This is a genomic window from Candidatus Nanosynbacter lyticus (assembly GCF_000803625.1).
GTDB lineage: Bacteria > Patescibacteriota > Saccharimonadia > Saccharimonadales > Saccharimonadaceae > Nanosynbacter > Nanosynbacter lyticus.
Genome location: NZ_CP007496.1, coordinates 649,872 through 675,361, shown reverse-complemented (window position 1 = coordinate 675,361; position 25,490 = coordinate 649,872). Strand labels below are relative to the sequence as shown.

The following is a 25,490-nucleotide window of genomic DNA, read 5'->3' as shown; positions in this document are numbered from 1 at the left end:
AGCGCATAGTGTATACTTTAGATATGAAGTTGACGAAAAAACAGAAAATGATGCTGGATTTCATCGATGGTTTTATTAAGGGTAACGGCTACAGTCCGACACTGCGGGAAATTATGCGTGCACTCGGATATAAATCGGTTTCAACTGTAGCTAAACATGTTGATAATTTGGTGTCGGCAGGATTACTGGATAAGCGCGACGGCGAAGTAAGGTCTTTGGCTGTGTGTAGTGCTGAAAAAGAGGTTTGGTGGAATAATTTGACTAGAGAGATCAAGAAAAGAGAAGAAAAAGATGATGAAAAATCACGCAAAGAAGTAGAAATTTTGAAAAAAGCACTAGAAATTGTTCGTCAGTAACTTTACAACTGTTTAAAAACTCGCTATAATAAGATTCGTATTCCGGCATAGCTCAGTGGTAGAGCGGTTGGCTGTTAACCAATAGGTCGCTGGTTCGAGCCCAGCTGCCGGAGCCAAGAAAAGACACTTCTGCGGAGGTGTTTTTTCTTTACCTATCTTAGCTGGACAGTAAATATACAAAAAGAAGATGTCATACCATAAGTGATGACATCTTCTAGTTTATATGATTATCGTAGGATAAACATGCCTGCTATACCAATCAGTAGGGCAGTTACGACTCCCAGGAGAATATTAAATCCTGTGCTTGCTAGTGAATTATTAGAGCTTTGAGTTTTTCCTGGTTTCTGAGTATTACTTGGCGTACTAGGGTTAGGCTGTGGCTGTGGTGTTGGCGCTGCTTGCAAGGTGGCGGTTACATTAAGTTTGCCACTAAAGACGGCTGAAGCTGTCCCAATAGTTACGTTCCTCGACCAATTAGCGACAATAAGATGAGGATTGCCGTCACGGATTGGTGAGAGTAGTTTAATCTTTCCAGGGTTTGCTGCATCGTTAGCTACTTCTGCTGAATTATTTATATCGACAGTATTTCCTGCAGGATCCCTTAGAGGTGAAGCAAATGAGTCGGTATTAGTGCTTGAAGCGATTAATTGATCATTAAGATTTAGCGAAGTTAAGGATGCTAGTCCGGCAAGCGGTCTTAGGTCGCTAATTGCATTATTCTGAAGGGACAGGGCTGTGAGGTTTTTAGTTGCCTCTAGGCCGGTAAGATTGTTAATTCGCTGATCAAGTGGTGCATTTGGTGCTGCATCCAAGTTAAGATTTGTTAAGCTTTCTAGCTCTACGTCGGTAATGACTTGATCATTGGTGCGAGTAGTCCCAAGTTGTGCTGCTAATTTTTGGTTAAGCAGGGTACGCAAATTGCTATCTGGCACATTGACGTTTTTAGGCTGTCGCGGTTTTCTCTGATAAACACGGACATAGTCGATTGACATAGTAGCTGGGAAGTCGGCTATAGAATTATGGGCATCTTTCCATGGAGCGTCAATGTAGCTACCGCCAATCGCTAGGTTAAGTCGTAGGTAAAATGGGATATTGAAGGGTCCAGGGTGATTAGTAGAGTTCGGCTGGCTAAAGTTTTTAATTTCATGGTATCTATTACCGTCAATATAAAATTCAAGCTTGCCTTCGGTCCACTTAACGCCGTATGTATGCCACTGGCTAGTATCGCTAAATTTATCTGTTCCAATTACGCGCTGACTGTGGCTTTTATTCACTGCTGAAATTCCCCAGTGAGCATCAGAAGCGGCATAATTTAAGTTAGAGCCCTTTGTCTCTACGATATCGATTTCTCCACTCTTAGGCCAGCCACCGTATTTAGCTTCCTGAGGGCTCATCCAGAATGCAGGCCAAGTACTTTTATTTGTTGGCATTTTTATGCGAGCTTCAAAATAGCCATAAGTCCAAGCTTTTTTATCTTTTGTATGCACAAATCCAGAGGTAAAGTCACCGTTCCTTCCTTGGTTACATGTCAGACCTGGCTTATAAAGGCCGACCAGGTTTAAGCTGCCACCACTAACATTAACGTTCTCGGGTGAATCTTTATAGCAGTTTTGAACTTCACTGGCGTTCCAGCCGCCGACGTAATAATCCCATTTTTCTCTATTTAAAGACGTGTCATTAAATTCGTCCCACCAAACCTTTTCGTAATTGTCATCGTTGGGTGGATATGAATCATCATTACCTCTAGCATTTTGTATTGGTAACGCAAATAATGTTCCGCCGAAAATTAGACATGCGGTCATTATTCCAGCCAATGCCTTTACTTTTTTATTTGAAAAACGTTTTTTTATTAACATTTTCTCCCCCTATATATGTATTCACAGATATTATAACTATAAGCTTAATGAAAGTAAAGTAGTCTATAAACCCAATAACAAAAGAGAGTCGATAGTAGTAGGTTAATGAGACAACAGTAGTAATATCAATGATATAATTTTTACATGGAGGCTTTAGTTAATCAAAGACAGTTGTTGACCGACAGAGCGCTGCATTGTGCGGCAGCAGAACTCGGTATCGGCTCTTCTGGCCTGCGAGTAACGTCAGTCAGTGGTGGCTTTTCACGTAATCGCCGAGCCTTGGTGTCGGCGGGCGATCGGACGATTTTTGTCAAAGAAGTTGATGTTGATGTGTTGCCAGACGAAGGCGAGCGGGAATTAGGCTGGCTGAAAAAAGATTATGAAGTGATGCGGATGTTGCAGGAAATTCACCCGCAATATGTGGCTGATCAGATTACGCTAAGTGATGATGGATATGTGCTGATGACAACCAGTTATGCGTCAGCCAACGGCTGGTTGTGGCAACCGCCAGAGGAAAAATCTGTGGCAGAACGATACATTTTAGCGGTGGTAGCGGCGGTTCGCGAGCTGGAAAAAACAGATTTACCACGTGAGGTTATTGAGGAGCTGCAACTGCAATCATTTGCAGTGACAGAACTTGGCTTGGATAATGGCATTGACCAGATTATTATTGACGGTGATATTCGCCGTCAGCTGATCGATAATTACCAAATATTATTACCGGAGCAATCAGAAGTCAACCAGCGGCGCTGCCAGAAGATGATAGAGTTACTAAATAGGGGCGATGAATTAGCCGATATTTCGGTACATGCTAAACACTTCGCCAAACAGCCAGAAGATTGTTTTAATCACACTGATGTTCGCAGTGATAACTTGGCGTTTCATCCGCAAACTGGTGAGTTGAAATTGGTTGATTGGAACTGGGCTTCCTATGCACCTCAGGGGTCTGGAGCGACGGAGTTTCTAATCGATATGGCGCGCCACGGACAGGATGTAGCGCCGTGGCTAGATGAACTCAATACTGAAATGCTGGCAGCGTTTGTCGGTTTTTTCCTTATCCGCAGCCTCAAACCGCCGCTTAAGCCAGGTGATAATCTTCGCCAAATGCAGGCGCTGTCAGCGGCCACCGCTTATGATCTACTACAAGCTGTATAGAAGTTGATATATGTAAATAATACAATGTATTTTCGTTGACATACGCTATATATCGCGTGTATATTCTATATTAAGCACTATATATGGTGTTTTTAGAAAATAAATAATGTTTTTTGCAACACGCACCCCTCGGGGAGATTGGGGCCTGTTTGTTGTTGTCATAATAAGGAGGGGTATGTACAAATCAATCAAAAAACGTGATGGTCGCACCGTCAAATTTGATCGCAAAAAAATCGAAAAAGCCATTGAAAAAGCCGGCCTGGAGACTGGCGAATTTGATAAAAAAACTGCCGAGGATCTAACTGAGAAAGTGCTGGTGGTGTTGGAAGCTCGCAACCAAAAACGTCTACCGGGCGTTGAAGATATCCAAGACATTGTCGAAGATATTTTGATTGATTCTAAGTTTAAGAAGACCGCCAAGGCCTACATTATTTACCGCGACCAGCACAAAAAATTACGTGAAATTACCTCTGAATCGCACATTGATTTAATTGATAAATACCTGGGCAACTTGGACTGGAAAGTGAATGAAAACTCCAACATGGGCTACAGCCTACAGGGTTTGAACAATTACGTTTCAGCCGAAATTACCAAAACTTACTGGTTGGACAAAATCTACACGCCAAAGATTGGTCAGGCACACAAAGAGGGTGATTTGCACATTCACGACCTGAATCTCCTCAGTGTTTACTGTGTTGGTTGGGATTTAACTGATCTGTTGCAAGAAGGCTTTACCGGTGTTGCTGGAAAGGTGGCCTCCAAGCCAGCCAAGCATTTCCGCTCAGCCTTGGGCCAGGTGGTAAACTTCTTCTACACCTTGCAGGGTGAGGCAGCTGGTGCTCAGGCATTTTCTGATTTTGATACACTGCTGGCGCCATTTATTCGCGCTGATAAATTGAACTACGACGAGGTGAAGCAGGCGCTGCAAGAATTCGTCTTTAATGTTAATGTGCCAACACGAGTTGGTTTCCAAACACCGTTTACCAACATTACGCTTGATCTCGAGTGCCCAAAACACATGGCTGATAATCCAGTGATAATCGGCGGTGAAATGCAGGATTCCACTTATGGCGAATACCAAGAAGAGATGAATATGCTCAACAAGGCGCTGCTGGAGGTGCTGTCTGAGGGTGATGCTAACGGCCGCGTCTTTACCTTCCCAATCCCAACGGTTAATATTACCAAGGATTTCAACTGGGATAATCCAGTGATTGAAAGTCTGTGGGAAGCCAGCGCCAAGTATGGCATTCCGTACTTCTCGAATTTCATCAATTCTGATATGGATCCAGAAGACGCGCGCTCAATGTGCTGCCGTTTGCGCATTGATAATCGCCAGCTGGAATATCGCGGTGGTGGCTTGTTTGGCTCAAACCCAATGACTGGTTCAGTTGGTGTGGTGACGATTAACTTGCCACGTTTGGCACTGAAGTCGAAGAATGAGAAAGAGTTTTTCAAGGGCCTAGGCGAACTCATGGATATGGCGAAAGATAGTCTGGAGACTAAGCGCAAGGTCCTGGAGCGATTGACTGACGCTAACCTCTACCCGTACACCAAGTTCTACTTGCGCAACATCAAGCAGCGATTTAACCAATACTGGAAAAATCACTTCTCAACCATTGGTTTGATTGGCACCAACGAAGCGGCGTTGAACCTGCTGGGTGTTGACATTGGCACGGAAAAGGGTAAGGCGTTTGCCGAGAAAACACTTGATTTCATGCGCGACCGCTTGGTGGAATACCAGAAAGAAACGGGCAATAACTACAACCTGGAGGCGACGCCAGCTGAGGGTACGACCTATCGCTTGGCGCAGCTCGACAAGGCCAGCTTCCCTGACCGAGCGCACTTCGCCAATGGCCTCGGCGCGGCGGTCAAGCATCCGTTCTATACCAACTCCAGCCACTTGCCGGTCAACTACACTGACGACCTGTTTGAGCTGATGGATTTGCAGGATAATTTGCAGACCAAGTACACGGGTGGTACGGTGATTCACTTCTTCCTGGGTGAGCGCATGGATGATCCGCAGACGCTGAAAAAACTGGTCAAAACGATTTGTGAAAATTACAAACTGCCATACTTCACCTTCAGCCCAAGCTTCAGTATTTGTAAGAATCACGGTTACTTGGTTGGTGAACATCCAACATGTCCAAATTGTAATGAAACGACCGAAGTTTACTCACGTGTGGTTGGCTTCTTGCGCCCAGTTTCTCAGTGGAACAAGGGTAAGCAGGCTGAATTTGACATGAGGGAGCATTATGACGATGCCGCCGAACATCAGCGAGCTTGCGCCGTCGCTGTCCCAGCTTAAGGTGGCGATTGGCGGGATTCAGAAGCTGTCGCTGGTGGACTATCCCGGGCACGTGGCGGCAGCGCTGTTTCTCTCTGGCTGTAATATGCGCTGCGGCTATTGCCACAATCCTGAGCTGGTGTTACCTGAGCGGTTGGCACCGAGCATCCCGGTCGAGGAGGCGATGATCTTTCTGAAATCGCGTATTGGCCGGCTAGACGGCGTGGTGATTTCTGGTGGCGAGCCGACGGTCAATGAGGATTTGCCGGTGTTGTGTCGGATGATTAAGGGTCTTGGTTTTGATGTCAAGCTGGATACCAACGGCACGCATCCTGACATGGTGCGCGGTATGGTCGAGGAGGGGACGATTGACTTCATCGCCATGGACGTTAAGGGGCCGCTGGAAAAATACGTGGAGATTGCGGCGCGGCCGATTGATCTCACGGCGATCAAAGACAATGTGCGGCTGATGATTGATTCAGGGATTGGTCATGAATTTCGGACGACGATCGTCCGCGAGCAGCTGGAGGTGGCGGATTTTGAAAAGATTGGTGAGCTTGTTAAAGGTGCCAAGCGATTTGCTCTGCAGCATTTTCGCACTGGCACGACGATTAGTCCAAAATTTGCCAACTACCACACCTTTACTGATGAGGAATTCAGAGCTGCCCAAAAAATAATGGAAAGGTATGTCGAAGAATGCGTGATTCACTAACTGTCGAAATTGTGCGCGTGCGCCAGGAAAACCCTGAGGTGACAACGCTGTATTTTGCGCGAACGTTTGACTTTATGGCGGGGCAATATATCACGGTGTTCATTGAGGGCAGCCAGGTGCGTGAAGGCAAGGCCTATAGTATTTCCTCGCGCCCAAGTGAGGAGCTGATGTCAATTACCGTCAAAAATGTTGGCGGTGAATTCTCAAGCTATCTGTGTTCGCGCCGCGTTGGCGATACGTTACATATTAGTCGGTCATATGGCGATTTCAATCCGCAAACCGAGCGGCCGCTGGTTGGCATCGCTGCGGGGTGCGGGCTGAGTCCGATCTGGAGTATTTTGGCAGACACCCAGCAGCCGACCTTTCTCTATTTTAGTCAAAAATCGCCAGAATATATGGTGTTTTCTGAGGAGTTAGCGGCGTCGAATATTACGGTCAAAAAGTTTAGTACCCGCCAGCAGGTTGAGGAACGAGATGGCTGGTATAATGGGCGGTTTGAGGTAGCAAACATTGTTGGTGAGGTGCCGAGTGAGGTGCACTTTCTGGTCTGCGGTAGCTTGCCATTTGTACGAGATGTTTGGCAAAAACTCACCGCCGCCGGTGTCGATGAATCACATATTTCAACGGAGACATTTTTTGAGCAATGATTGGGGCGACGACTACCGTAGAATTATCATCGACAGGAATTGACGGTGATGATTCTGACGTATTTTCGTCGCTAAGAGATGGTGTCAGTGGTGAAGATCTTTTGTTTGGTATTGGCGAAACGGTGGCTGATAGTGTTGAGCAGTTTGATTTGGTGGCGGTGGCTAGCGGTGAAGAAGAGCTACCTTCTACTGGGGAAGTAACAGCGTCAATTGGTCAAACAGCATGCGCGACATGTGTTGGCTGTCCATTTCTTAGCCAGTGTGTAAAACCTCAGGCGTTAGCCGTGAAACAGGAATCAGAGAGTCAGGATAAACTATCTGACGATATGAGTTCTGCGGGTGAAGAGGCGGTTCCTAATCTGATGGAAATAACACCAAAAGAAAGTTATCTGGAGAGATTGCTAGCTCCAGACGATCTCGACAGTCTGGATGAAAATGGACGCGGGGAATTGGTGATGGCGGGATATTCAGAGCCTACCGATTATCAAGAGCCTATTATTAAAAAAGCGCCTGAGCTAGTGTTGGCAGAGGCAAAACCCATAGATTTGACAACTAAAACAAATAAGTCAACTGAGAAACTCATATCGCAGGAACGAGAAGATAAAACTTCGACTAACCAGGCGGTTGAAGCTTCGGGCGAGGATGTGGATACTGAAGCAGTAGAAACGCCATTCTTTGAGTTAAAAACAGCCCCAGAAATTGCCGCTGACGATACTACAGATGCCGGGGAAGCTCTGTCAGAAAGTACTAGCGAAATTTCTGGCGAAGGGCATTTTACCGAAACAGCAGAGGCGAGTAGTCCTTCAATAGAGGTGAAGTCACACGTCATTGATGCTATTTCTGACGCAGCGCATAATGACAACAAGAAACCGACACCAGAATCCTTAGATGCGACGCCGGATTATAATAATTTTGTCGAATCGACTGACAGTATTGATAATGAGCGGCTGGTTGATACCGCAATAATTGATGAAGCTAAGGTTAATCCTCCAAATGAGGAGATTGACGTATTGGCGGCGGATCAAATTTTCATTGATACACAGATATCGTCAATTGAGCAACTTGACTATAACAATGTAGCGGTAGAGCGTAGTCATGATAAGGATAATGATTTTTGGGCTGAAGAAGATACGGTTTTCTTTGTCGAACGGCAGGAGTCGCCAGCAGTAGAGTCGGAAGTGTCTTCGGCTGAAGCAGTGACGATTGCGCTGCCAATAGAAACCATTACAGTGCGTGAAGAAACTGATGACTATAAGCCAGTGGAGCAAGTAACTATTTCCACTTCATCGATTATCGAAACAATACCTGATATTGAGTCGGACGAGGTGGCAGCGAAAATTCCAGAGGAATGTCCCGTGCCTCGTGAGAAGTGTGAATTTAGGTTTGTGAAAACATCGGAAAAAAGCGATTTGCTGCGCAGTGATGATAAAATTGAAAGTGTAATTATGGATGTTAGTGATATAAAATCAGGCATCAACCTGTCCGGAGAGCAAGTAGAACTTAACGATGCTCTGGATGATTGTGTCTATAATGGCGAAGAAAATGTAGCGAATGGTGATGATTTGCTGATGAATATCCATCCATCATTTGGTTTATGGTCAGACGATAGTCCGCTAAATCCAGAAGAGGGAGTGGTGACAACGACTCAATCGGCTGCGGATGACTCGTCATTGGTGTCGCGGCTGGTTGGTATGTTGGTGGTGGCGATGTGTGTGGCGCGCGGCCGACAAGCTAGAGCGATTCCGAATAGCTGATGATCTTTGCGTGGTGTAAGCGATAAATAGGGCTGCACGAAATGATAGCGCGAAGATTGGCAGCTGATGAATGGTTGAAGCCTGATATAATGAAACTATGAAAGTGCTCGACAAGCCAAAAATCGACCGTCCCCGCGAGAAATTGGCGCGTTACGGTACGGCGCGGCTGAGTGACTTGGAGCTGTTGATGGCGATTATTGGCAGCGGCAACGCTCGGGCCGATGTCAGTAAAATTGCGCGCGAGGTACTGAAAATTTTGCGTCAAAAAGGCGGCGATGTTTCGTATGATGATCTGCGTAGCGTGGTTGGTTTGGGCGAAGCGAAAATTCCGGTGATTCTGGCAAGTTTGGAACTGGCGCGGCGGTACTTGCTAGATAGCGACCAACCAATCATCGACAGCCCAGAAAAGGCCGTCGAGCTACTGGCCGACATTCGCGACAAAAAGCAGGAATATTTTGTCTGCCTGACGCTGGACGGCGCGAATCGTTTGATCGCCAAGCGGGTGGTGACCATCGGCACGCTGACCGCCAGCTTGGTACATCCGCGCGAGGTCTTCGCCGACGCCATCGCCGACCGTGCCGCCTCGATTATCGTGGCGCATAATCATCCGAGCGGGTGTTTAGGGGCCAGTATTGCTGATAAAGAAGTAACGAACAGGCTGGTGGAAGCGGGAAAACTGCTTGGTATTACGCTTAATGATCATATTATCGTTACAAAACTTAATTACAAGAGCTTGCTGCACGCAGAGTAAATGAGCCTCAAAATCTGATATAATCTATCTATGAATACGAGGGAGCTTGAAAAGCAGTTGTGGGCTGCGGCGGATAAACTACGGGGTAATATTAGTTCGTCGGACTATAAATATGTGGTACTGGGGTTGATCTTTCTAAAATATGTTTCGGATGCGTTTTCGGTGCGATATCAGACAGCGATTGATGAGAATTATGATCCTGAAGACCAGGATTGGTATTTGGCGGAGAATATTTTTTGGATTCCCAAGGAGGCTCGTTGGGAATACCTAGTGGCGAGTGCCAAACAGCCAGAAATTGGCGTCTTAGTTGATAGTGCCATGGAGGCGATTGAGCGCGACAACCCTAGTCTGAAGGGAGTGTTGCCAAAAAATTATGCTCGTGAAGCTCTGGATAAGCGTCGCCTAGGTGAACTCATCGATTTATTTACCAATATTAAATTTGATACTGCCAGCTCCAAAGACTTGCTTGGTCAAGTGTACGAATATTTTATGGGTATGTTTGCCGACAGTGAGGGTAAGCATGGTGGTGAATTCTACACGCCGCGCTCCATCGTGAAATTGCTGGTAGAAATGCTTGAGCCATACAGTGGGCGCGTGTACGACCCATGTTGCGGTAGTGGTGGTATGTTCGTCTGGAGTGAGAAGTTTGTCGAGGAGCATGCGGGCCGCGTTAGCGATATCGCGGTGTATGGTCAGGAGCTCAACGAAACCACTTGGCGACTCGCTAAAATGAATATGGCAATTCGGGGAATTGACGCAAATATCAAACGCGGCGACACCTTGATGGATGACCAGCTTCCTGACCTGAAAGCTGATTATATCTTAGCTAACCCACCGTTTAATATTAGTGACTGGGGTCAAGAACATTTGCAGGCCGACCCACGCTGGAAGTATGGACTGCCGCCAAAGGGTAATGCTAACTTTGCCTGGATTCAACATATGATTCACCACTTGAGCCCGCGTGGTACGGCAGGTTTTGTGTTGGCAAACGGGAGCATGAGCAGTCAAACTGGCGGCGAAGGTGACATCCGCAAGCAGCTAGTGCTCAATGATATGGTTGACGCCATCGTCACACTGCCGAGTCAGTTATTTTTTAACGTCGCTATACCGTGCTGTCTGTGGTTTGTGTCGCGCGATCGTGCTAATCGTCACGGTAAAGTACTGTTCATCGATGGGCGTAATTTGGGTAAAATGGTCACCCGTCGTAACCGCGAGCTGACCGAAGAAGATATTGCCAGGGTAGCAAAGACATATCACGATTATAAAACTGCCAGCGCGGATTACGCTGACCAGCAGGGCTTCTGCAAAGTCGCTGATCTAGAAGAAATCAAGCAGCATGATTACGTACTGGCACCCGGTCGTTACGTTGGTGTCGAAGAGGCCGAGGAAGACGATGAGCCGTTCGCCGAGAAATTTGCTCGGTTGACGGCTGAGCTTGAAGGGCAATTTGCGAAGAGCCGTGAGTTAGAGGTAAAAATAAAAGAAAATCTTGCCAAAATAGAGAAAGAAACCAAATGATGAATAGCAACAACCCGAACAGCGAGATGGTGTTGTATGTTGGCGATGACGGCAAGCCGCAGATTCAAGCTAGGCTACAAGATGAAAATATGTGGCTCACTCAAGTGCAGTTGGCCCAGGTATTTCAGACTACAAGGCAAAATATAGGCCAACATATTAAGAATATCTACGAAGAGAAAGCGCTCGTCCCTTCGGCAACTATAAAGAAATTCTTTATAGTTCAAACTAAAGGTGATCGTGAGGTCTCAAGGAATATAGAGCATTATAGCCTAGACACGTTAATTGAGCTTGGTTACCGTGTGAAGTCAAATATTGCTACCAATTTTCGCATCTGGGCTATCTGTGAAGGAGAAGGTTAAGGGGAAGAAATGAAAGAATTAACAGATAAACAAATCCTAAGGCATTTGCACAATAATACTATTCTGCGTAACAATCAGCTGTCAATGCTTGTGAAGCTACTAAATTCATTGAAAGAAAGTACCGTTTTGGCAATTGATGGTGCATGGGGATCCGGTAAAACGGTGTTTGTAAAGCAACTACTAATGTTATCTGACAGTGCTATTCAAGATTATGGCCATAATACTCTTGACGAGAATGCAATCAACCTTTTGCGAGAAAAACAAAAAACTTTCTATTTCAATGCGTGGGAATATGATTATCTTGGCGACGCGCTCAGTGCTATGTTGCTAAAGTTGATAGCGGACGACGATGAAAGTCTGACCCAAGGCTCGATAAAGAAGGCTCTTAGTATGATAACCATGTCTGCAGGATTAAAGAACATAACCCATGATTTTATAGACATTGATAATAAGACTAGTAAGGCTGACCTTGTCAAAGCGGTAAAAGATCAAGTAAATCGACACGATACAGTAAACGAATTCATTGATAAGTTAAAAGGTGATTCCGAAAGACTCATTTTTGTAATTGATGAGCTTGATCGCTGTCGTCCGTCTTTTGCTGTCGAGTTGCTAGAGGTTGTTAAGCATTATTTTATGCGTGATGATGTGACGTTCATCATTACGACAAATGTCAATCAACTTTCACATACAATTAAGAAATATTACGGAAGTGACTTTGATGGATATGCGTATCTAAATAAATTTTTTGATTTTACGTTTGGTTTGCGTAAGTTGAGCATCGAAGTGTATGCAAGAAGCGTACTTGACTGGATGGAAGGCAGCATGATAGTTAATGGAGTTGCATTTGACGCTATAGAATACTACGGCTTTGAGATGCGTGAAATTAATTCATACTATTCATCACTTCGTTTGGTGAGTCGGTTTCTGACAAGAAATAACAACTGGAGGAAGGACCAATATCCGACACAGCTTGTGTTCGTACCTCTGGCCCTTGCGCTAAAGATAAAAAACGATAGTTTATATGAACAATTCAAATCAGGCAGAGGTGAGGGCGTACTAAGAGATTTTACTGCTAATTCATATAGTGCTCTTGGATATGCAGAAAGATTTGTATATGAGGATGGTTCAAGTTTATCGCAAGAGGAGATGAAAGAGAAGGCGGTAGATGCGTTGATAGTGGAATACAAAAATATCTTTGCTTCTGAAGGTAGGGGGCGAAGTGGCGAAAACCTACAAGATTTTGAGGAGGCGACTGCTCTCATTGGTTTATATACAACAATCTCTACAGAAAGTGATGAGCGATGATACAGACGGTTTCGTTGAGCGATATTTGTACTAAAATTACATCTGGTGGAACGCCGTTAACCAAGAGGGATGATTACTATGGTGGCGGTATACCGTGGTTAAGGACTCAGGAGGTTAATTTTGGTAATATTTATTCAACTGAAAAAACAATTACAGAATTAGGGCTAAAGAACTCATCGGCAAAGATTATCCCTGAAGATTCCGTGATTGTAGCTATGTATGGTGCAACTGCCGGCAGGTCTGCGATTAATAAGATTCCATTGGCTACAAATCAAGCCTGTTGCAATTTAATAATTGATAACAACAAAGCTGATTATAGATTCGTGTACTATTATCTTGTAAATAGTTATGAAAAACTCCTAAGCGCTGCTGTTGGTGCTGCTCAGCAGAATTTGGGTTCTAAGCAAATATCAGCTATGACCATCAATCTGCCGCCACTCTACCAACAAAAGAAAATTGCCGATATCCTCAGCAGCCTTGATGAAAAAATCGAGCTCAACCGCCGCATGAACGAAACCCTCGAGCAGCTTGGCCAAACCCTCTTTCGTCATTATTTTGTTGATAAAGCTAAGCAGAGTAATGGTAATATACAGACCATACCTTTAGGAAAAAAGTTTCATCCAAAAAGAGGTAGAAGTTTGCAAGCTAGAGATATGATTTGTGGTGACACACCGGTTATTAGCGGTGGACTGAAGCCAGCCGGATTTCACAATGAAGCAAATACGACCGCGCCAGTTATCACGATAAGTGCATCCGGAGCAAATGCTGGTTTTGTGTCTGTTTGGGGTGAACCAGTATGGTCGGCAGACTCTTCGTACATTGACTCAACAATTACCAAATATGTTTATACCTACTATTTATTCCTCAAGAACAAGCAAAAAGAGATATACGATATGCAAACTGGCTCTGGTCAGCCGCATATTTATCCAAAGCACATAGAGCTTTTGGAAATTGTTGATTTATCAGATTGCGAGTTTGATGATTTCGAGCAGATGGTGCGACCATTGTTTGATATGATACATGAAAACAAGAAGCAAATAGATTATTTGTCCAAAATTCGTGATTTGCTTTTACCAAAATTAATTTCCGGAGAGATTAAGATATAATGGCTAATATATTAGAACTTGATCATAAGCAAGCTCGTGCTTTTTTGCTGGACGGTAAAAGTTATGTAAACTTTGATTTGCCTGAATATTTTAACTTTGATCCAATACTTCAAGCTGTGTCAAGTAAGATGGGCGGTTATGATGTTAATTATTTTTTTGATCCAGAGGATGGTGGCCGTAAGAAGAAAGACCCACGAGATAGACATGATGTAAATAAAGTGATTTACGGCAACAAAGACGGTGAACTAGCCTGGAGGCCATTTGAGATAATAAATCCGGTTCTTTATGTAGGGTTAGTGCATTATATCACTAAAGAGGATAATTGGAGTGTTATAAAAAAGCGATTTTCTGAGTTAAGGAGGGGTTGTAATATTGAAGTTGCTAGTATTCCAGTGCAACCCTCAAAAAAGAAAAGCGCGAAAGCGGAGCAAATACGTGCTTGGTGGGAGAAATTTGAGCAAAACTGTGCGGCTAAAGGTCTTGAGTTTCGATATGTCTTAGAAACTGATGTTGCAAACTGTTATGGATCAATATATACGCATTCTATTTCATGGGCTCTTCATGGTAAAGACGAGGCTTATGCTAACCGTGATAAAAAATCTTTGGGAGGTAAAATTGATGAGCATTTTCAGATGATGAATCATCGACAAACAAATGGGATACCTCAGGGAAACACTCTTTCTGATTTTATTGCTGAGCTTATCTTTGCATATGCTGATAATCTTTTAGCTCAAGCTATAAAAGATATTGATAAAAGAGAATATTCCATTGTTCGCTACAGGGATGACTATCGAATTTTTACCAATAGGCTAGATCTAGGAGCTCGTATACTGAAAGAGTTAACTGAAATTTTAGCAATACTTGGTCTTAGATTAAATGCACAGAAGACCAAAAAGAGCAGCGATATAGTCTTGAGTTCTATTAAAAAGGATAAGATCGAAGAATTATTTATACCGAATATAAAGAAAGAAAAAGATAATTTTGCAAAATGGTTAATGCAGATTTATGCAGCTAGTTATAAATATCCTAATTCAGGTATGGTGTCTCGCCAGCTAAATATGTTTCACGAGGAACTTCTTGATTACTTAGATCAAGGAAAAAGCTTACGTCATTATGAAAAACCAGAAGTTATGCTGAGTATTGTAGTTAATATGGCAATTAAAAACCCTAAATACTACAATATGGCGATGGCGGTTGCGAGTCTAACTATCCGTGGGGCGGGTGAGTCAAGGAGGGGACTCCTTGTTCAAAAAATTCTTGATAAGTTCAAGATTATACCTAACACTGGCTTATTAGATATTTGGTTGCAGCGAGTATCTTACTCTATTGATCCGGACTTGCAATTTAATGAATTATTAACCCGGTCAGTCAGTGAAAGAGCATATATTGATAATTCTATTATCTGGTGTATTGATTGGCTAAAGGACGACATAATGAAAACAGTTAGAGACACAAGTATAGTTGACGTCGATATACTACAAGGCATCAGGGAGACGAATAAAATATCTATTGATCGCCAGGAGGTTGATTTGTTTAGAGATATACCGAGTTAGGATAGTTATTAAAAGTTTATATCTAGCTCGGTCTGACCACCGTTAAAATCACTTACATCGAAACAGTCTAGTGTAATTACTTTTGTTCGCGACTCATCCATAGTATTGAGTCGTCGACAATATTTTGCCATGGTCGAGGTGTCGTCGGTGGCAACAAAATCTATACTGTGGTTTGAACATTGAGCAAGTAACTTTACGTCGTCCTTTGCTGAATCTCGCGATGTATGCTTGCCTCTAGATTCTGAATGCAGCCTGCTGGCGAAACTACCGGCTAGCTTTGAGTCATCAAGATTAAAGGGAAGAGGTATAAAATTGCCAGTATCTAGTATAGGATCGATTGAGTCTTTGTACTCATACTCTGATGCAACAATAGCAGAGAGATACATATCTATATTATTATCAATGAAATACTTATAATATTTCTTAGCTACCTCATGATTAGGGCGCGAGTTGTCAAAAAGAGTAATAAGAAAGCTAGTGTCTATTAGTACAGATTGTCTAGGTTGTCTTAGCATGATTACCTCTTACTTCTTCCACCCAGCTAACTATGTCAGGTATATCTTTCCAAGCTAGTTTAGTTCTGGCGACTTGTTTGATAAACTCGTCTTCATTAAAATGGGGTTCATAATATTCAAAAGAAACCAGTCGTTCGTTCCGCAACTCTTTTGTGCGGAGATTTCGTTGAGCCTTTACTCGGACGAGTTGTTCTTTGTAGAGCCGGTTCTTATTGTCATCGGCAAGAATGTCTTCGTTAGTATCAAGTTTTATGTTGGTGCCATTGGATAAAGTAATGTGAACGTTAGACTTGCTTTTACCTCCCATGTTAAATACTCTACCATACAAATAAGCCTCTGTATCGACCCACTGATCGGCATGAACAATCTTATAACTCGAGTCCAAAGATATTTTAATTGAATTTTGGTCTATAAACGCAGAGTCGATGTTATCAGATATTGTATAAAGCCTACTGGGATTTTTCCTTACTTTTTCTTGGAGATTTGCTATGACCTTTGCACGAACGGGACTAATTTTTCCTAAGTCGCCGCTTGACTTTATGATGCGATATTCACTAATGGCAGTTTTGATTAGTGGTGTTTCTTCTACAACTATTGCGACCGAACCAGGTTTAATTGCAATTTTGACTCCATTTAAGTCAACTGACTCGTTACCACGAATAAAAATAGATACTTGTTCAATGAAATCTTTTAAAATCGGTAAAGAAACGTTGTTTAAGCTAATCTTTTCATCCATTAGCTTATCGTCAATCGAAAAATATAGACCGCCCTTACTCATCTTACCTGTTCCACCCACTTATTAATACATATCTATTATAGCACAACAAACATTATAATTCTGGGATCCAAGACAACTGGTGTATAATTGTCGCAGTATGACCGAATCTCAAATCGAACAATATGCGCTTGATATCCTAGCTAATCTCGGCTGGCAAATTCTGCATGGACCAGATATTGGTCCAGATGGTGCTATAGCTGAGCGTGAGCTCAGGCAGGTGGTATTGCCTGGGCGTCTATATAGTGCTTTGGCGCGGCTCAATCCGCACATTCCAGAACCAGCCTTGAATGAAGCGATGCGGCGGTTGACGCAGATTAGTAAACCAAGTTTAATTGAGAATAATCATGATTTTCATCAGCTGTTGATAGCGGGCGTACCAGTACAGTATCGCGCACCAAGTGGTGAAGTGAAACACGATATTGTGCGGGTGGTTGATTTTACCTCGTCACACAGCAACGATTTTGTGGCGGTCAATCAGCTGACGGTTCTGCAAGGCGACCATAATCGCCGGCCGGACATCGTGCTGTTTGTAAATGGGTTGCCTCTAGTGGTGATTGAACTAAAAAATGCGGCTGATACGAAGGCCGATTTGGTGGCAGCGTATCAGCAAATCCAGACGTACAAGCGAGAGATTAGTGATCTGTTCCGCTTTAATGAATTGTGCGTGACGAGCGATGGACTAGAGGCAGAGATGGGCACGATCACCAGCCCGTTGGAGCGAATGATGTCGTGGAAAACGATTGACGGCGAAAAGGAAGCTGGCAATGTGCCGATGTTGGAGGTATTGCTGCGTGGTGCGTGTACGCCCGAACGTTTGCTAGATGTGGTGCAGAATTTTATCGTATTTGAGCGAGGTGATGGCGATAAATTGATCAAAAAAGTTGCCGCTTATCATCAATATTGGGTAGTGAATAAGGCACTTGATCGAACATTAACGGCCAGTAGTGAACGTGGCGACCAGCGGGCTGGTGTGGTTTGGCATACGCAAGGGTCGGGCAAGAGCTTGAGTATGGTGTTTTATACTGGCAAACTGATGAAATCGCGCGATTTGCATAACCCAACCATCGTGGTGGTGACGGATCGTAATGATCTTGATGGTCAGTTATTTGGCACGTTTAGCGCCTGTCGCGAGCTATTAGGAGAAGACCCGAAGCAGGCCGATTCACGCAGTGAGCTGAGGAAACTGTTGCAGCGCCAGGCGGGTGGAATTATCTTTACGACAATCCAGAAGTTCTCGCCCGAGGACGAGGAGGATAGCTTGCCAGTCCTGACTGATCGACGCAATGTCATCGTGATGGCAGATGAGGCGCACCGCAGTCAATATGGCTTGAAGGCGCATGTCCGAGCTAGTGATGCTCAGCTGGTGTATGGTTACGCCAAGTATATGCGCGATGCCTTGCCGGGTGCGAGCTACATTGGCTTTACGGGCACGCCGATTGAAACGGACGATAAGTCAACGCCAGTAGTGTTTGGCGACTATATCGATATTTATGATGTCGAGCAGGCGGTGAAAGATGGTGCAACGGTGCCGATTTATTATGAGAGCCGGCTGGTTGATTTGAATATGGATGAGGCAACGCGGCAGTGGCTGGATAAGGAAGTTGATGATTTGCTGGAGGGCGAAGAACTGAGCCATCAGGATGCGTTGAAGGCCGAGTATGCACAAAAAGAAGCCATTGTCGGTAATAGCGAGCGGCTGAATACTATCGCTTTGGATATCATTGAGCACTTTGAGACCCGGCAAAGTGTCCTAAGTGGTAAAGGTATGATCGTGACGATGAGTCGTGGTATTGCGGTTGATTTGTATGAAAAAATTGTGGCGTATCGGCCGGATTGGCACAGTGACGATGACGCGCGCGGCGCGATAAAGGTGATTATTACCGGTAGTGCTAGCGACCCCGACTACCTGCAACCGCACATTCGTAACAAACAGCGAGTAAAGGCAATCGAAAAGCGTATCAAAGATCCAAATGACCCGCTTGAATTGGTGATTGTGTGCGACATGTGGCTGACGGGATTTGATGTGCCAAATATGCACACCATGTATCTAGATAAACCGCTCAAAGGGCATAATTTGATGCAAGCGATTGCCAGGGTAAATCGAGTGTTCCCTGGAAAAACTGGCGGTTTGGTGGTTGACTATCTGGGTGTAGCGGGGGCGCTGCGCGATGCTATTTCTGACTATACGCAAAGTGGTGGTCAAGGCGCACCGCAGCTTGATATTACTGAGGCGGTGGCACAGATGCAGATGCGCTATGAAGTGGTGCGCGATTTGTTTGGTAACTTTGACTATCAGCGATATTTTACCACACCAACTAGCCAGCAACTGCAAATTATTTTGGATGCCGAGGAATATATTTTAGGGTTGGAAGACGGTGAGAAGCGGTTGAAGCAGCATGTTTTGGAACTGAGTAAAGCATTTGCATTGGCGATGCCGAGGCCTGAGGCGCTGGAAATTCGCGAAGAAGTGGCACTGTTCCAGGCGGTGAAAGCTCGGCTGGAGAAAGTGTCCAGCTCGGCAGTGGTGACTGACGCTGAGTATCGCAGTGCGCTGAAACAAATTGTCGATAAAGCAATTGCGCCAGTTGGTGTGGTTGATGTGTTTGAGGCGGCAGGATTAGAAAAGCCGGAACTGTCAATTTTGAGTGATGAGTTTTTGGCGGAAATTCGTAACATGGAGCGCAAGAATTTGGCGGTGGAGGCTTTGCAAAAACTGCTGGCTGATGAAATTAAACTACGATTTTCGAGAAATTATGCCAAGGATACCAAGTTCTCTGACTTGCTCGATCAAGCCTTGACACGGTATAGAAATGGCACGATTGAGGCAGCGCAGGTGATTGAGGAATTAATCAACATTGGACAGAAAATTCGCCAGACTGTTGAGAACGGAGTGGTTGATGGCCTCAGCGAGGATGAGATTATCTTTTACGATGCGCTGGTTGAAAATGGCAGTGCTCGTGAAGTACTGGGTGACGCACAGCTACGTGATATCGCAAAAGTATTGTTAGAGCAGGTGCGTCGTGATGCGACGATTGACTGGGCAGAGCGCAGGAATGTTCAGGCAAAACTGAAAGTTAACGTCAAAAAGACGCTGGCAAAATATGGCTACCCGCCAGATCAGCAGGCGTTGGCAACTGACATGGTATTAGAACAAGCCAAACGTTATAGTAACGAATGGAGCCAAAAACGCGCAGCGTATGACGCTGGCGGCGGAGCGAGTTTGCTGGATTGATAAAATAATCATGAAAATCTCCGTCCATCTCAAACCCAACTCTCGCCACCGCGAAGAAGTCGTCCCGAACGATGATGGTTCGCTGACAATCTACACCAAGGCGCCAGCCATTGAAGGGCGAGCGAATCTAGCGGCGGCGAAACTACTAGCAAAACATCTCGGCGTGGCACCCTCAAAGGTAAAATTGCTGCACGGCCCATCTTCGAAATACAAGATATTTGAGATTGATCAGGTGGACTAATGTAGTCGCTGTATCGTCACGAACGAATATCCCTGCTGCTTCAGTGAGCTTAGGATGCACGGCACGGCATTGACGGAAGTTTGGTGGATGTCGTGCATCAAGATGACGGCTCCAGGACGAGCGCCAGCGACGGCACGTGAACAGACAATCTGGCTATTGCGATCAGCCCAATCCCGCGTGTCGACCGACCACAAGATTGATGACATACCGTGCAGGCGAAGCTGTTCCAGGACAACACCATTGACAGCACCATAAGGCGGGCGCAAGATGCTCGGCTTGACGCCAGTGGCTTGTCTGATGGCCTCGTTAGTACGGTCAATTTCGCCAGCAATTTGGTCAACCGATAGCTTAGGTAGTTCTGGATGTGACCACGAGTGATTACCCAGTTGATGACCACGCGCCTGTATGCTGCGTACGACGCTAGATTGCCCAGAAACTTTGCTACCAATCAAGAAAAATGTCGCTTTCGCACCATACTGATCCAAGATGTCCAGTAGGTGCGCGGTGTATGGACCTGGTCCATCATCAAACGTCAAGGCAATCACTTTATTGCCAGTGGTTGGTGCAGGTGTTGGCGCAGCGGGTACTGGCGCTGGTTCTGGCTTTGGCTCGGGTGGCTTGGGAATATTGGCTAGTTTCCGAGCTGTTGGATTTTGTAGGTATTTGCTGACTGAAGAAATTGGCACAGTGATGGTCATCTCGCCATAAGATGACGGTAGTAGCGATGCCTGGCCAAGTGGCCAAGCCAGACTATTGCCATTGTCAGTAATAACAAAATTAGATAGAGTCTCTTTGGTGATTATTCCATTAAGATCAAGTTCTGGTTTATCGCGCTTCTTAATTGTCTCCGCAATATTATCTTTGGCGGATTTTATAATTGCTTCGATAGCCTCATTTGATTGATCGGTCAAATCGTTCAGGCTAATAATCTCGCCAGATTTTTTATTAAAAGTCCAAAAATGCGTCAACGACACCGGATGCGCGCCGTGCATATCTTGCTTGATATTAGTGATAATCGACAGAGCTACCGAATTATTATGCATGACTTGGTAGCTGATAGTCTCTGTCATTGGCTGGTCAAATGCTGTAGATAAAAGGACCGTGCTGCGAAAATCACGATCAATTTTATCAATCGCCTCAGCAACGGTGTGGTTGATTTTTTTATTTTCAGTAATTGGGTATTCAATCGACACCTTTTCTCGTTTATTATTTCTGGTCACGAATTTTGAGCGAACTCCAGAATAGCGCGAATCGGTGAAATAATATTTTTCATCAGTTGGGGCGGTTATTTTTTGTGAATGTGATTGGCTAAGGTAATATATTCCACCAGAAATAGTTACTATAAGTGTAGTTACTAGAGTAAGTATGATGAATATTTTTTTTGATTGAGCTTTTTCTTTTTTTCTGTGAATTCTCATACTATATTAAGTATAGCATTAGTTTTGTTACAATTAACTATAGCAAGGTTAGTTGGCAAAATTACTTAAACTGCTATAAGGAAAGGAATTTAATAATGGCGAATCTTAAGCCTATCATAACGGTTGACCAACTTGTTAAAACTTATGATGGCAAGAATGTAGTTGATGGTATATCATTTGAGGTCAAGAAAGGCGAGATTTTTGGTATTCTCGGCCCCAACGGCGCTGGTAAGACGACGACGCTAGAGATGCTGGAGGCTTTAAGAACGATTGATGGTGGCACAGTGACTATCGACGGAATTGATGTTGCCAGCGCGCCGAGACATATCAAGAATATCATAGGTATCCAGCTGCAATCGACAACGTTTTACGACAAACTAACCTTGCGCGAACAATTAAAAATGTTTGCTAGTCTGTACGGACAAACGGTCGACGCCGACGCGCTGCTGGCCAAGGTGCAATTGACCGACAAAGCCAAAAGCTACGTCGAGCAGCTCTCGGGCGGACAAAAGCAACGCTTCGCCATCGCGTCGACGCTGGTTAACAACCCGACGGTCCTATTTCTCGATGAGCCGACCACTGGTCTGGATCCGCAGGCTCGTCGTAATCTCTGGGATTTAATCAAAGAGATTCGCGATGAAGGTATCACTATTGTGCTGACAACTCATTACATGGACGAGGCCGAACTGCTGTGCGACCGCTTGGCGATTATGGACAACGGTAAAATCATCACCATTGATACGCCGCATAATCTGATCCAGCAACTACTGGCGCGCGGCTTCAAGAAAAAGCAAGTTGTCGAGCAGGCCAATTTGGAGGATGTATTTATTGACTTAACAGGAAAGGCGATTCGGGATTAGTATGAAAAAATATTGGACTGGTGTATTTGGGCAAGTGCGCGCCCAACAAAAACGCTTCATCCGCGATAAAATGTCGCTGTTCTTTACCTTCCTGTTTCCGCTTATCTTCTTGTTGGTGTTCGGTTCGATTTTTAATAATCAATCGACCAGCTTTGACATCGCGATTATCAATAATTCGCAGACGGAATTTGCCAAAAGCTTCGTTAAAGGCGCCAAAGATAACGCCAAAGACTCGATTCTTAAAATTAAAGACGTCAAGGATATGGATGAGGCGCGTGAGAAGATGAAGCGTTCGGAACTGAACGGCATCATTGAACTGCCTAGCGATTTTGGCAAAGTAAAGGGAGAAGGCAGAGATGCTCGCCCGACTGGTACAATTAACGTGCTATACGCCAAAGGTTCCGAGCAAACTGGTAGCGCCTTAACAGCAGTGATGAACCAGATTGCCAATAAAATTAATATGCACATGGGCCAGCCAGAAGCGCCGCTGAAAGCCGCTGGCAAAGCTGTTGGCGACGAGCAGCTGAAGTCGTTTGATTATACCTTTACCGGGCTGCTGGCGTTTAGCTTGATGAGCATGGGCATCTTCGGTTTGGCGAACCAAATGCCGGCTGAAAAGCAGCGCGGCTCGTACCGCCGTCTGCGTGCGGCGCCGTTTACCTCGGGCCAGCTGATTATTTCTATGGCGATTCACTACACGATTATTTCGCTGCTCAGTTTGACGATGATGATTGTTGTCGGTATGCTATTGTTCCAGTTTAATATGCGCGGCGACTGGGGGATATTTGTCCTTATGGCGGTGCTGGCGGCCTTTATGATGGTGGGTCTGGGCCTGTTGATCGGCGGTTGGGCGAAGAATGAAAATCAATCAGCACCGCTGAGCAATCTAATCTCCTTTCCGATGATGTTCTTGTCTGGTGCGTTTTTCCCGATTTACTTATTCCCGGAATGGCTTCGGGGTGCAACTAATTTTATTCCAATGACGCCAATTACTGAAGGGTTTCGTTTGGTTATGACTGAGCACGCTGGCTTGGTTGATGTTTTGCCGCAAATCGGTACTATTGCTGTTTGGATTGTCGTTATTTACATTGCCGCAATTAAGCTTTTTAGGTGGGAGTAATTTTAATATCTTCTATCTTTGGAAAATAATGCTACAAAAAGGAGGGCGGATATGAACAAAAAAGTCGTTGCGATTATTCTTGGGATAATCATTTTGGTTGGGGCTATATTTGGACTATGGTATAACAAACGTAGTAGTGAACAGCCAAAAACTCCAACGTCGAACATCTCCGATGCCGCCAGATTCAAGTCAGAATATCCGCGAGTAGCGTCAGATAATCGCTTTGTTTATGCTAGCGACAAAGAAGTTCTCGATATCTTTGATAACGGCAGCGGCGTGGTATTCTTGGGTTTTCCGTAATGTCCGTGGTGCCAGCATTTGAGCGAACACGTTGATCGGGCAGCTCGGGCTGAAGGTATTGATAAGATATATTATTTGAATATTCGTGAAGCCCGCACCAACAACAGTGAAGTCTATCAGAAGCTGGTCAAGAAATTAGAACCGTATTTGGAAAAAGATAAAAATGGCAATCCTCGAATATTTGTGCCTGATGTATCGATTATCAAGAACGGTAAAATCATCGGTCGCTACAAGGAAGAATCAACTGGCGACGATAATATTACGCCGGATAAATACTGGACGAATGAGAGAATAGAGCGGGCCTTATCTCAACTACGTGGATTTATGAGTCAACTGAAATAGTGCTAATTATTTAACACCGCCAGCCTTCAAAATTGCCCTTAATCCATTCTCGCCGCCACCAAAACCGCTGGTTTGATAGTCATTGATAACCATGTAAGGCAAGCCGCTTACGCCAAGAGAAAGAGCTTTTTGGGTATTGTCATCAATCTCTTTTTGGTGCGGCTTTTTAGTCATGCAGTCAGAGAATTTACTCTCATCTAAGCCAATATTCTTAGCAGAAGTAAGGAAGTATTCTAGTGGTAATGTTGGAATTTTTTGTGGCACAGCAACGTTTTTCACGCCGATTCCTTTGTCAAAATAATCACGCTTAATGCGCGGCACGATGTCGTGCGTATATTGCCAATATTTGTCCTGGTCGGCGGCACAAAATGCTGCGTGAGCGCCAGTTTCTGTATTGTTAGTAACTTCCTTTAAGAGGGTAACTACGCGGTGTTCATAGCGAACCTTGCCTGATTTAACGTACTCATTTTTGAAGAAATCGGCGTTGGTGGCTGCTTCAACTTCAGCGCAGAATGAGCAGAAATAGTCAGTGTAGTCGACAAATACGTTCTTCGCGTCAGCAGAGCCTTGTGACATTTTTTCATTCCACGCTTTACCGTCGCCAATATGGCGATTTGGTGGGCGATTAATAACGCCATAGATAAATAGCGCAACTATTCCTGCTACGATAATTGATAAGATTATCCAAATTGGGGCAATCCCACGTTCTTGTTGATGATTCATGACTCTTTCTCCTGTTTAGCTAATTCTGTGTACATAAAAACAATTTTTCCAGATTTATATAATGAGAATACGCTCAACAAAAGAGCTAATGTCAAAACTATCGTACTAGCAATATTGGCGGCGGTAGCTGCGGCGGCTCCCGAAAAAAATATTGCAATAATTGGCAGAATAATGGACGTGCCACAGGGGACGCAGCCCAGACCGATTGCGGCAGCAACTGACGCAATGCCGCTGAGTCCGACTTGGCGGGTAACGGTTTTTTCCTCAACTTTATTCTTTTTTGCTGTAAAAATTACAGCAGCAATTGATATTCCTTGAAGGACTGAAACGACGATTAGTAAGGCACCGTTTATTGAAGTAAAACCCTGCGTGAAGATGTCGGATAGCATATCACCTAGCAAGGCTATTTTATCTAAAAACGGTAGTTGCGACATCATGAGCGGTCCGTAAAAATTAGCGTTAATAGCAAAGAAAATTACTAGCGCAAAGATCAGCGAAGTAACAGCTGCTAGTAGGAAATATTGGGGTATAAGAAGTAATCTGCTAATCCCAAAAGACGCTGATTTAATCTGTTCCTGCTTGTAGTGGAGTTGATCCATGTATGT

General features: G+C 44.5%; 24 protein-coding genes and 1 tRNA gene. 19 read left to right on the top strand and 6 right to left on the bottom strand.

All coding sequences use genetic code 11. The features are described 5' to 3' along the window. Nucleotides 1–23 precede the first annotated feature (23 nt). Together TM7x_RS03575 and TM7x_RS03570 are read left to right on the top strand one after the other, a co-directional pair. Nucleotides 24–356 carry a LexA family protein gene (locus TM7x_RS03575; protein WP_039327871.1) on the top strand — a complete coding sequence of 111 codons (333 nt, stop codon included), beginning with the start codon at nucleotides 24–26 and terminating at the stop codon, nucleotides 354–356. A 41-nt stretch (nucleotides 357–397) separates the two neighbouring features. Continuing rightward, nucleotides 398–472: transfer RNA gene (locus tag TM7x_RS03570), tRNA-Asn, on the top strand. Between the two features lie 111 nt (nucleotides 473–583). Here TM7x_RS03570 and TM7x_RS03935 read toward each other — a convergent pair. Then, complete coding sequence (locus TM7x_RS03935; protein ID WP_052198878.1) at nucleotides 584–2,212, bottom strand: family 16 glycosylhydrolase; 1,629 nt, start codon at nucleotides 2,210–2,212, stop codon at nucleotides 584–586. Nucleotides 2,213–2,356: 144 nt separating this feature from the next. Between TM7x_RS03935 and TM7x_RS03560 the strand changes: the two genes are divergently transcribed. The 11 genes from TM7x_RS03560 (at nucleotide 2,357) to TM7x_RS03510 (ending at nucleotide 15,356) form a co-directional block, all read left to right on the top strand. Then, entirely contained in the window at nucleotides 2,357–3,367 is a 1,011-nt protein-coding gene (locus TM7x_RS03560; RefSeq protein WP_039327870.1) for a hypothetical protein, read from the top strand. A 175-nt stretch (nucleotides 3,368–3,542) separates the two neighbouring features. Beyond that, a complete protein-coding gene (locus tag TM7x_RS03555; protein ID WP_039327867.1) occupies nucleotides 3,543–5,672 on the top strand; it encodes a ribonucleoside triphosphate reductase in 2,130 nt (709 codons plus the stop codon). After that, nucleotides 5,626–6,363, top strand: coding sequence for an anaerobic ribonucleoside-triphosphate reductase activating protein (locus TM7x_RS03550; protein ID WP_052198877.1), 738 nt, complete (start codon nucleotides 5,626–5,628; stop codon nucleotides 6,361–6,363). Before TM7x_RS03555 ends, TM7x_RS03550 begins: the two co-directional genes overlap by 47 nt. Then, nucleotides 6,348–7,010, top strand: coding sequence for a ferredoxin--NADP reductase (locus TM7x_RS03545; protein WP_039327865.1), 663 nt, complete (start codon nucleotides 6,348–6,350; stop codon nucleotides 7,008–7,010). The genes TM7x_RS03550 and TM7x_RS03545 overlap by 16 nt, the downstream gene beginning before the upstream one ends. Then, nucleotides 7,007–8,764: a hypothetical protein gene (locus tag TM7x_RS04155; protein WP_039327863.1), complete on the top strand. Its 1,758-nt coding sequence runs from the start codon at nucleotides 7,007–7,009 to the stop codon at nucleotides 8,762–8,764. The genes TM7x_RS03545 and TM7x_RS04155 overlap by 4 nt, the downstream gene beginning before the upstream one ends. 97 nt (nucleotides 8,765–8,861) lie before the next feature. After that, nucleotides 8,862–9,515: a RadC family protein gene (radC, locus tag TM7x_RS03535; protein WP_039327861.1), complete on the top strand. Its 654-nt coding sequence runs from the start codon at nucleotides 8,862–8,864 to the stop codon at nucleotides 9,513–9,515. A 30-nt stretch (nucleotides 9,516–9,545) separates the two neighbouring features. Continuing rightward, nucleotides 9,546–11,033: a class I SAM-dependent DNA methyltransferase gene (locus tag TM7x_RS03530; protein WP_039327859.1), complete on the top strand. Its 1,488-nt coding sequence runs from the start codon at nucleotides 9,546–9,548 to the stop codon at nucleotides 11,031–11,033. Further along, on the top strand, nucleotides 11,030–11,392 hold the full coding sequence (gene rhuM, locus TM7x_RS03525; protein ID WP_052198876.1) for a RhuM family protein: 363 nt from the start codon (nucleotides 11,030–11,032) through the stop codon (nucleotides 11,390–11,392). Before TM7x_RS03530 ends, rhuM begins: the two co-directional genes overlap by 4 nt. Before the next feature lie 9 nt (nucleotides 11,393–11,401). Further along, nucleotides 11,402–12,697: a KAP family P-loop NTPase fold protein gene (locus TM7x_RS03520; protein ID WP_082001358.1), complete on the top strand. Its 1,296-nt coding sequence runs from the start codon at nucleotides 11,402–11,404 to the stop codon at nucleotides 12,695–12,697. Next, nucleotides 12,694–13,803: a restriction endonuclease subunit S gene (locus TM7x_RS04190; RefSeq protein ID WP_039327857.1), complete on the top strand. Its 1,110-nt coding sequence runs from the start codon at nucleotides 12,694–12,696 to the stop codon at nucleotides 13,801–13,803. The genes TM7x_RS03520 and TM7x_RS04190 overlap by 4 nt, the downstream gene beginning before the upstream one ends. After that, nucleotides 13,803–15,356: an RNA-directed DNA polymerase gene (locus tag TM7x_RS03510; protein WP_039327855.1), complete on the top strand. Its 1,554-nt coding sequence runs from the start codon at nucleotides 13,803–13,805 to the stop codon at nucleotides 15,354–15,356. The genes TM7x_RS04190 and TM7x_RS03510 overlap by 1 nt, the downstream gene beginning before the upstream one ends. 8 nt (nucleotides 15,357–15,364) lie before the next feature. Here the strand turns inward: TM7x_RS03510 and TM7x_RS03505 are convergent, their stop codons facing one another. After that, nucleotides 15,365–15,871: a type II toxin-antitoxin system VapC family toxin gene (locus TM7x_RS03505; protein ID WP_039327853.1), complete on the bottom strand. Its 507-nt coding sequence runs from the start codon at nucleotides 15,869–15,871 to the stop codon at nucleotides 15,365–15,367. Continuing rightward, nucleotides 15,855–16,649, bottom strand: coding sequence for a hypothetical protein (locus TM7x_RS03500; RefSeq protein WP_039327851.1), 795 nt, complete (start codon nucleotides 16,647–16,649; stop codon nucleotides 15,855–15,857). Before TM7x_RS03500 ends, TM7x_RS03505 begins: the two co-directional genes overlap by 17 nt. Before the next feature lie 97 nt (nucleotides 16,650–16,746). On the opposite strand from TM7x_RS03500, the gene TM7x_RS03495 reads away from it, so the two are divergent. Both TM7x_RS03495 and TM7x_RS03490 read left to right on the top strand, forming a co-directional pair. Continuing rightward, complete coding sequence (locus TM7x_RS03495; RefSeq protein WP_052198875.1) at nucleotides 16,747–19,881, top strand: type I restriction endonuclease subunit R; 3,135 nt, start codon at nucleotides 16,747–16,749, stop codon at nucleotides 19,879–19,881. A 10-nt stretch (nucleotides 19,882–19,891) separates the two neighbouring features. After that, nucleotides 19,892–20,122 (top strand): DUF167 domain-containing protein, encoded by a 231-nt coding sequence (locus TM7x_RS03490; protein WP_039327850.1) that lies wholly within the window; start codon nucleotides 19,892–19,894, stop codon nucleotides 20,120–20,122. Here TM7x_RS03490 and TM7x_RS03920 read toward each other — a convergent pair. Next, a complete protein-coding gene (locus TM7x_RS03920) occupies nucleotides 20,119–21,540 on the bottom strand; it encodes a polysaccharide deacetylase family protein (protein WP_052198874.1) in 1,422 nt (473 codons plus the stop codon). The genes TM7x_RS03490 and TM7x_RS03920 overlap by 4 nt on opposite strands. Before the next feature lie 95 nt (nucleotides 21,541–21,635). On the opposite strand from TM7x_RS03920, the gene TM7x_RS03480 reads away from it, so the two are divergent. The 4 genes from TM7x_RS03480 to TM7x_RS03465 are packed head-to-tail and all read left to right on the top strand — an operon-like array spanning nucleotide 21,636 to nucleotide 24,162. Then, on the top strand, nucleotides 21,636–22,400 hold the full coding sequence (locus TM7x_RS03480; RefSeq protein WP_039327848.1) for an ABC transporter ATP-binding protein: 765 nt from the start codon (nucleotides 21,636–21,638) through the stop codon (nucleotides 22,398–22,400). A 1-nt stretch (nucleotide 22,401) separates the two neighbouring features. Then, nucleotides 22,402–23,520, top strand: coding sequence for an ABC transporter permease (locus TM7x_RS03475; RefSeq protein ID WP_039327845.1), 1,119 nt, complete (start codon nucleotides 22,402–22,404; stop codon nucleotides 23,518–23,520). 51 nt (nucleotides 23,521–23,571) lie between these two features. Then, nucleotides 23,572–23,820, top strand: a complete 249-nt coding sequence (locus tag TM7x_RS03470) for a hypothetical protein (protein ID WP_039327844.1) — start codon at nucleotides 23,572–23,574, stop codon at nucleotides 23,818–23,820. Nucleotides 23,821–23,838: 18 nt separating this feature from the next. Continuing rightward, nucleotides 23,839–24,162 (top strand): hypothetical protein, encoded by a 324-nt coding sequence (locus tag TM7x_RS03465; RefSeq protein WP_039327841.1) that lies wholly within the window; start codon nucleotides 23,839–23,841, stop codon nucleotides 24,160–24,162. Between the two features lie 6 nt (nucleotides 24,163–24,168). Here the strand turns inward: TM7x_RS03465 and TM7x_RS03460 are convergent, their stop codons facing one another. Continuing rightward, a complete protein-coding gene (locus TM7x_RS03460; protein WP_039327839.1) occupies nucleotides 24,169–24,885 on the bottom strand; it encodes a DsbA family protein in 717 nt (238 codons plus the stop codon). After that, entirely contained in the window at nucleotides 24,882–25,484 is a 603-nt protein-coding gene (locus tag TM7x_RS03455; RefSeq protein WP_039327837.1) for a hypothetical protein, read from the bottom strand. Before TM7x_RS03455 ends, TM7x_RS03460 begins: the two co-directional genes overlap by 4 nt. Nucleotides 25,485–25,490: the final 6 nt, after the last annotated feature.

Excerpts from the sequence above, each read along its gene's own strand:
- TM7x_RS03545 (WP_039327865.1), top strand. The coding sequence starts at position 6,348 with ATGCGTGATTCACTAACTGTCGAAATTGTGCGCGTGCGCCAGGAAAAC.
- radC (WP_039327861.1), top strand. The coding sequence starts at position 8,862 with ATGAAAGTGCTCGACAAGCCAAAAATCGACCGTCCCCGCGAGAAATTG.
- TM7x_RS03555 (WP_039327867.1), top strand. The coding sequence starts at position 3,543 with ATGTACAAATCAATCAAAAAACGTGATGGTCGCACCGTCAAATTTGAT.
- TM7x_RS03490 (WP_039327850.1), top strand. The coding sequence starts at position 19,892 with ATGAAAATCTCCGTCCATCTCAAACCCAACTCTCGCCACCGCGAAGAA.
- TM7x_RS03500 (WP_039327851.1), bottom strand. The coding sequence starts at position 16,649 with ATGAGTAAGGGCGGTCTATATTTTTCGATTGACGATAAGCTAATGGAT.
- TM7x_RS03920 (WP_052198874.1), bottom strand. The coding sequence starts at position 21,540 with ATGAGAATTCACAGAAAAAAAGAAAAAGCTCAATCAAAAAAAATATTC.
- TM7x_RS03550 (WP_052198877.1), top strand. The coding sequence starts at position 5,626 with ATGCCGCCGAACATCAGCGAGCTTGCGCCGTCGCTGTCCCAGCTTAAG.
- TM7x_RS04155 (WP_039327863.1), top strand. The coding sequence starts at position 7,007 with ATGATTGGGGCGACGACTACCGTAGAATTATCATCGACAGGAATTGAC.
- TM7x_RS03455 (WP_039327837.1), bottom strand. The coding sequence starts at position 25,484 with ATGGATCAACTCCACTACAAGCAGGAACAGATTAAATCAGCGTCTTTT.
- TM7x_RS04190 (WP_039327857.1), top strand. The coding sequence starts at position 12,694 with ATGATACAGACGGTTTCGTTGAGCGATATTTGTACTAAAATTACATCT.
- TM7x_RS03460 (WP_039327839.1), bottom strand. The coding sequence starts at position 24,885 with ATGAATCATCAACAAGAACGTGGGATTGCCCCAATTTGGATAATCTTA.
- TM7x_RS03505 (WP_039327853.1), bottom strand. The coding sequence starts at position 15,871 with ATGCTAAGACAACCTAGACAATCTGTACTAATAGACACTAGCTTTCTT.
- TM7x_RS03495 (WP_052198875.1), top strand. The coding sequence starts at position 16,747 with ATGACCGAATCTCAAATCGAACAATATGCGCTTGATATCCTAGCTAAT.
- TM7x_RS03470 (WP_039327844.1), top strand. The coding sequence starts at position 23,572 with ATGAACAAAAAAGTCGTTGCGATTATTCTTGGGATAATCATTTTGGTT.
- TM7x_RS03480 (WP_039327848.1), top strand. The coding sequence starts at position 21,636 with ATGGCGAATCTTAAGCCTATCATAACGGTTGACCAACTTGTTAAAACT.
- TM7x_RS03530 (WP_039327859.1), top strand. The coding sequence starts at position 9,546 with ATGAATACGAGGGAGCTTGAAAAGCAGTTGTGGGCTGCGGCGGATAAA.
- rhuM (WP_052198876.1), top strand. The coding sequence starts at position 11,030 with ATGATGAATAGCAACAACCCGAACAGCGAGATGGTGTTGTATGTTGGC.
- TM7x_RS03520 (WP_082001358.1), top strand. The coding sequence starts at position 11,402 with ATGAAAGAATTAACAGATAAACAAATCCTAAGGCATTTGCACAATAAT.
- TM7x_RS03510 (WP_039327855.1), top strand. The coding sequence starts at position 13,803 with ATGGCTAATATATTAGAACTTGATCATAAGCAAGCTCGTGCTTTTTTG.
- TM7x_RS03575 (WP_039327871.1), top strand. The coding sequence starts at position 24 with ATGAAGTTGACGAAAAAACAGAAAATGATGCTGGATTTCATCGATGGT.
- TM7x_RS03475 (WP_039327845.1), top strand. The coding sequence starts at position 22,402 with ATGAAAAAATATTGGACTGGTGTATTTGGGCAAGTGCGCGCCCAACAA.
- TM7x_RS03935 (WP_052198878.1), bottom strand. The coding sequence starts at position 2,212 with ATGTTAATAAAAAAACGTTTTTCAAATAAAAAAGTAAAGGCATTGGCT.
- TM7x_RS03560 (WP_039327870.1), top strand. The coding sequence starts at position 2,357 with ATGGAGGCTTTAGTTAATCAAAGACAGTTGTTGACCGACAGAGCGCTG.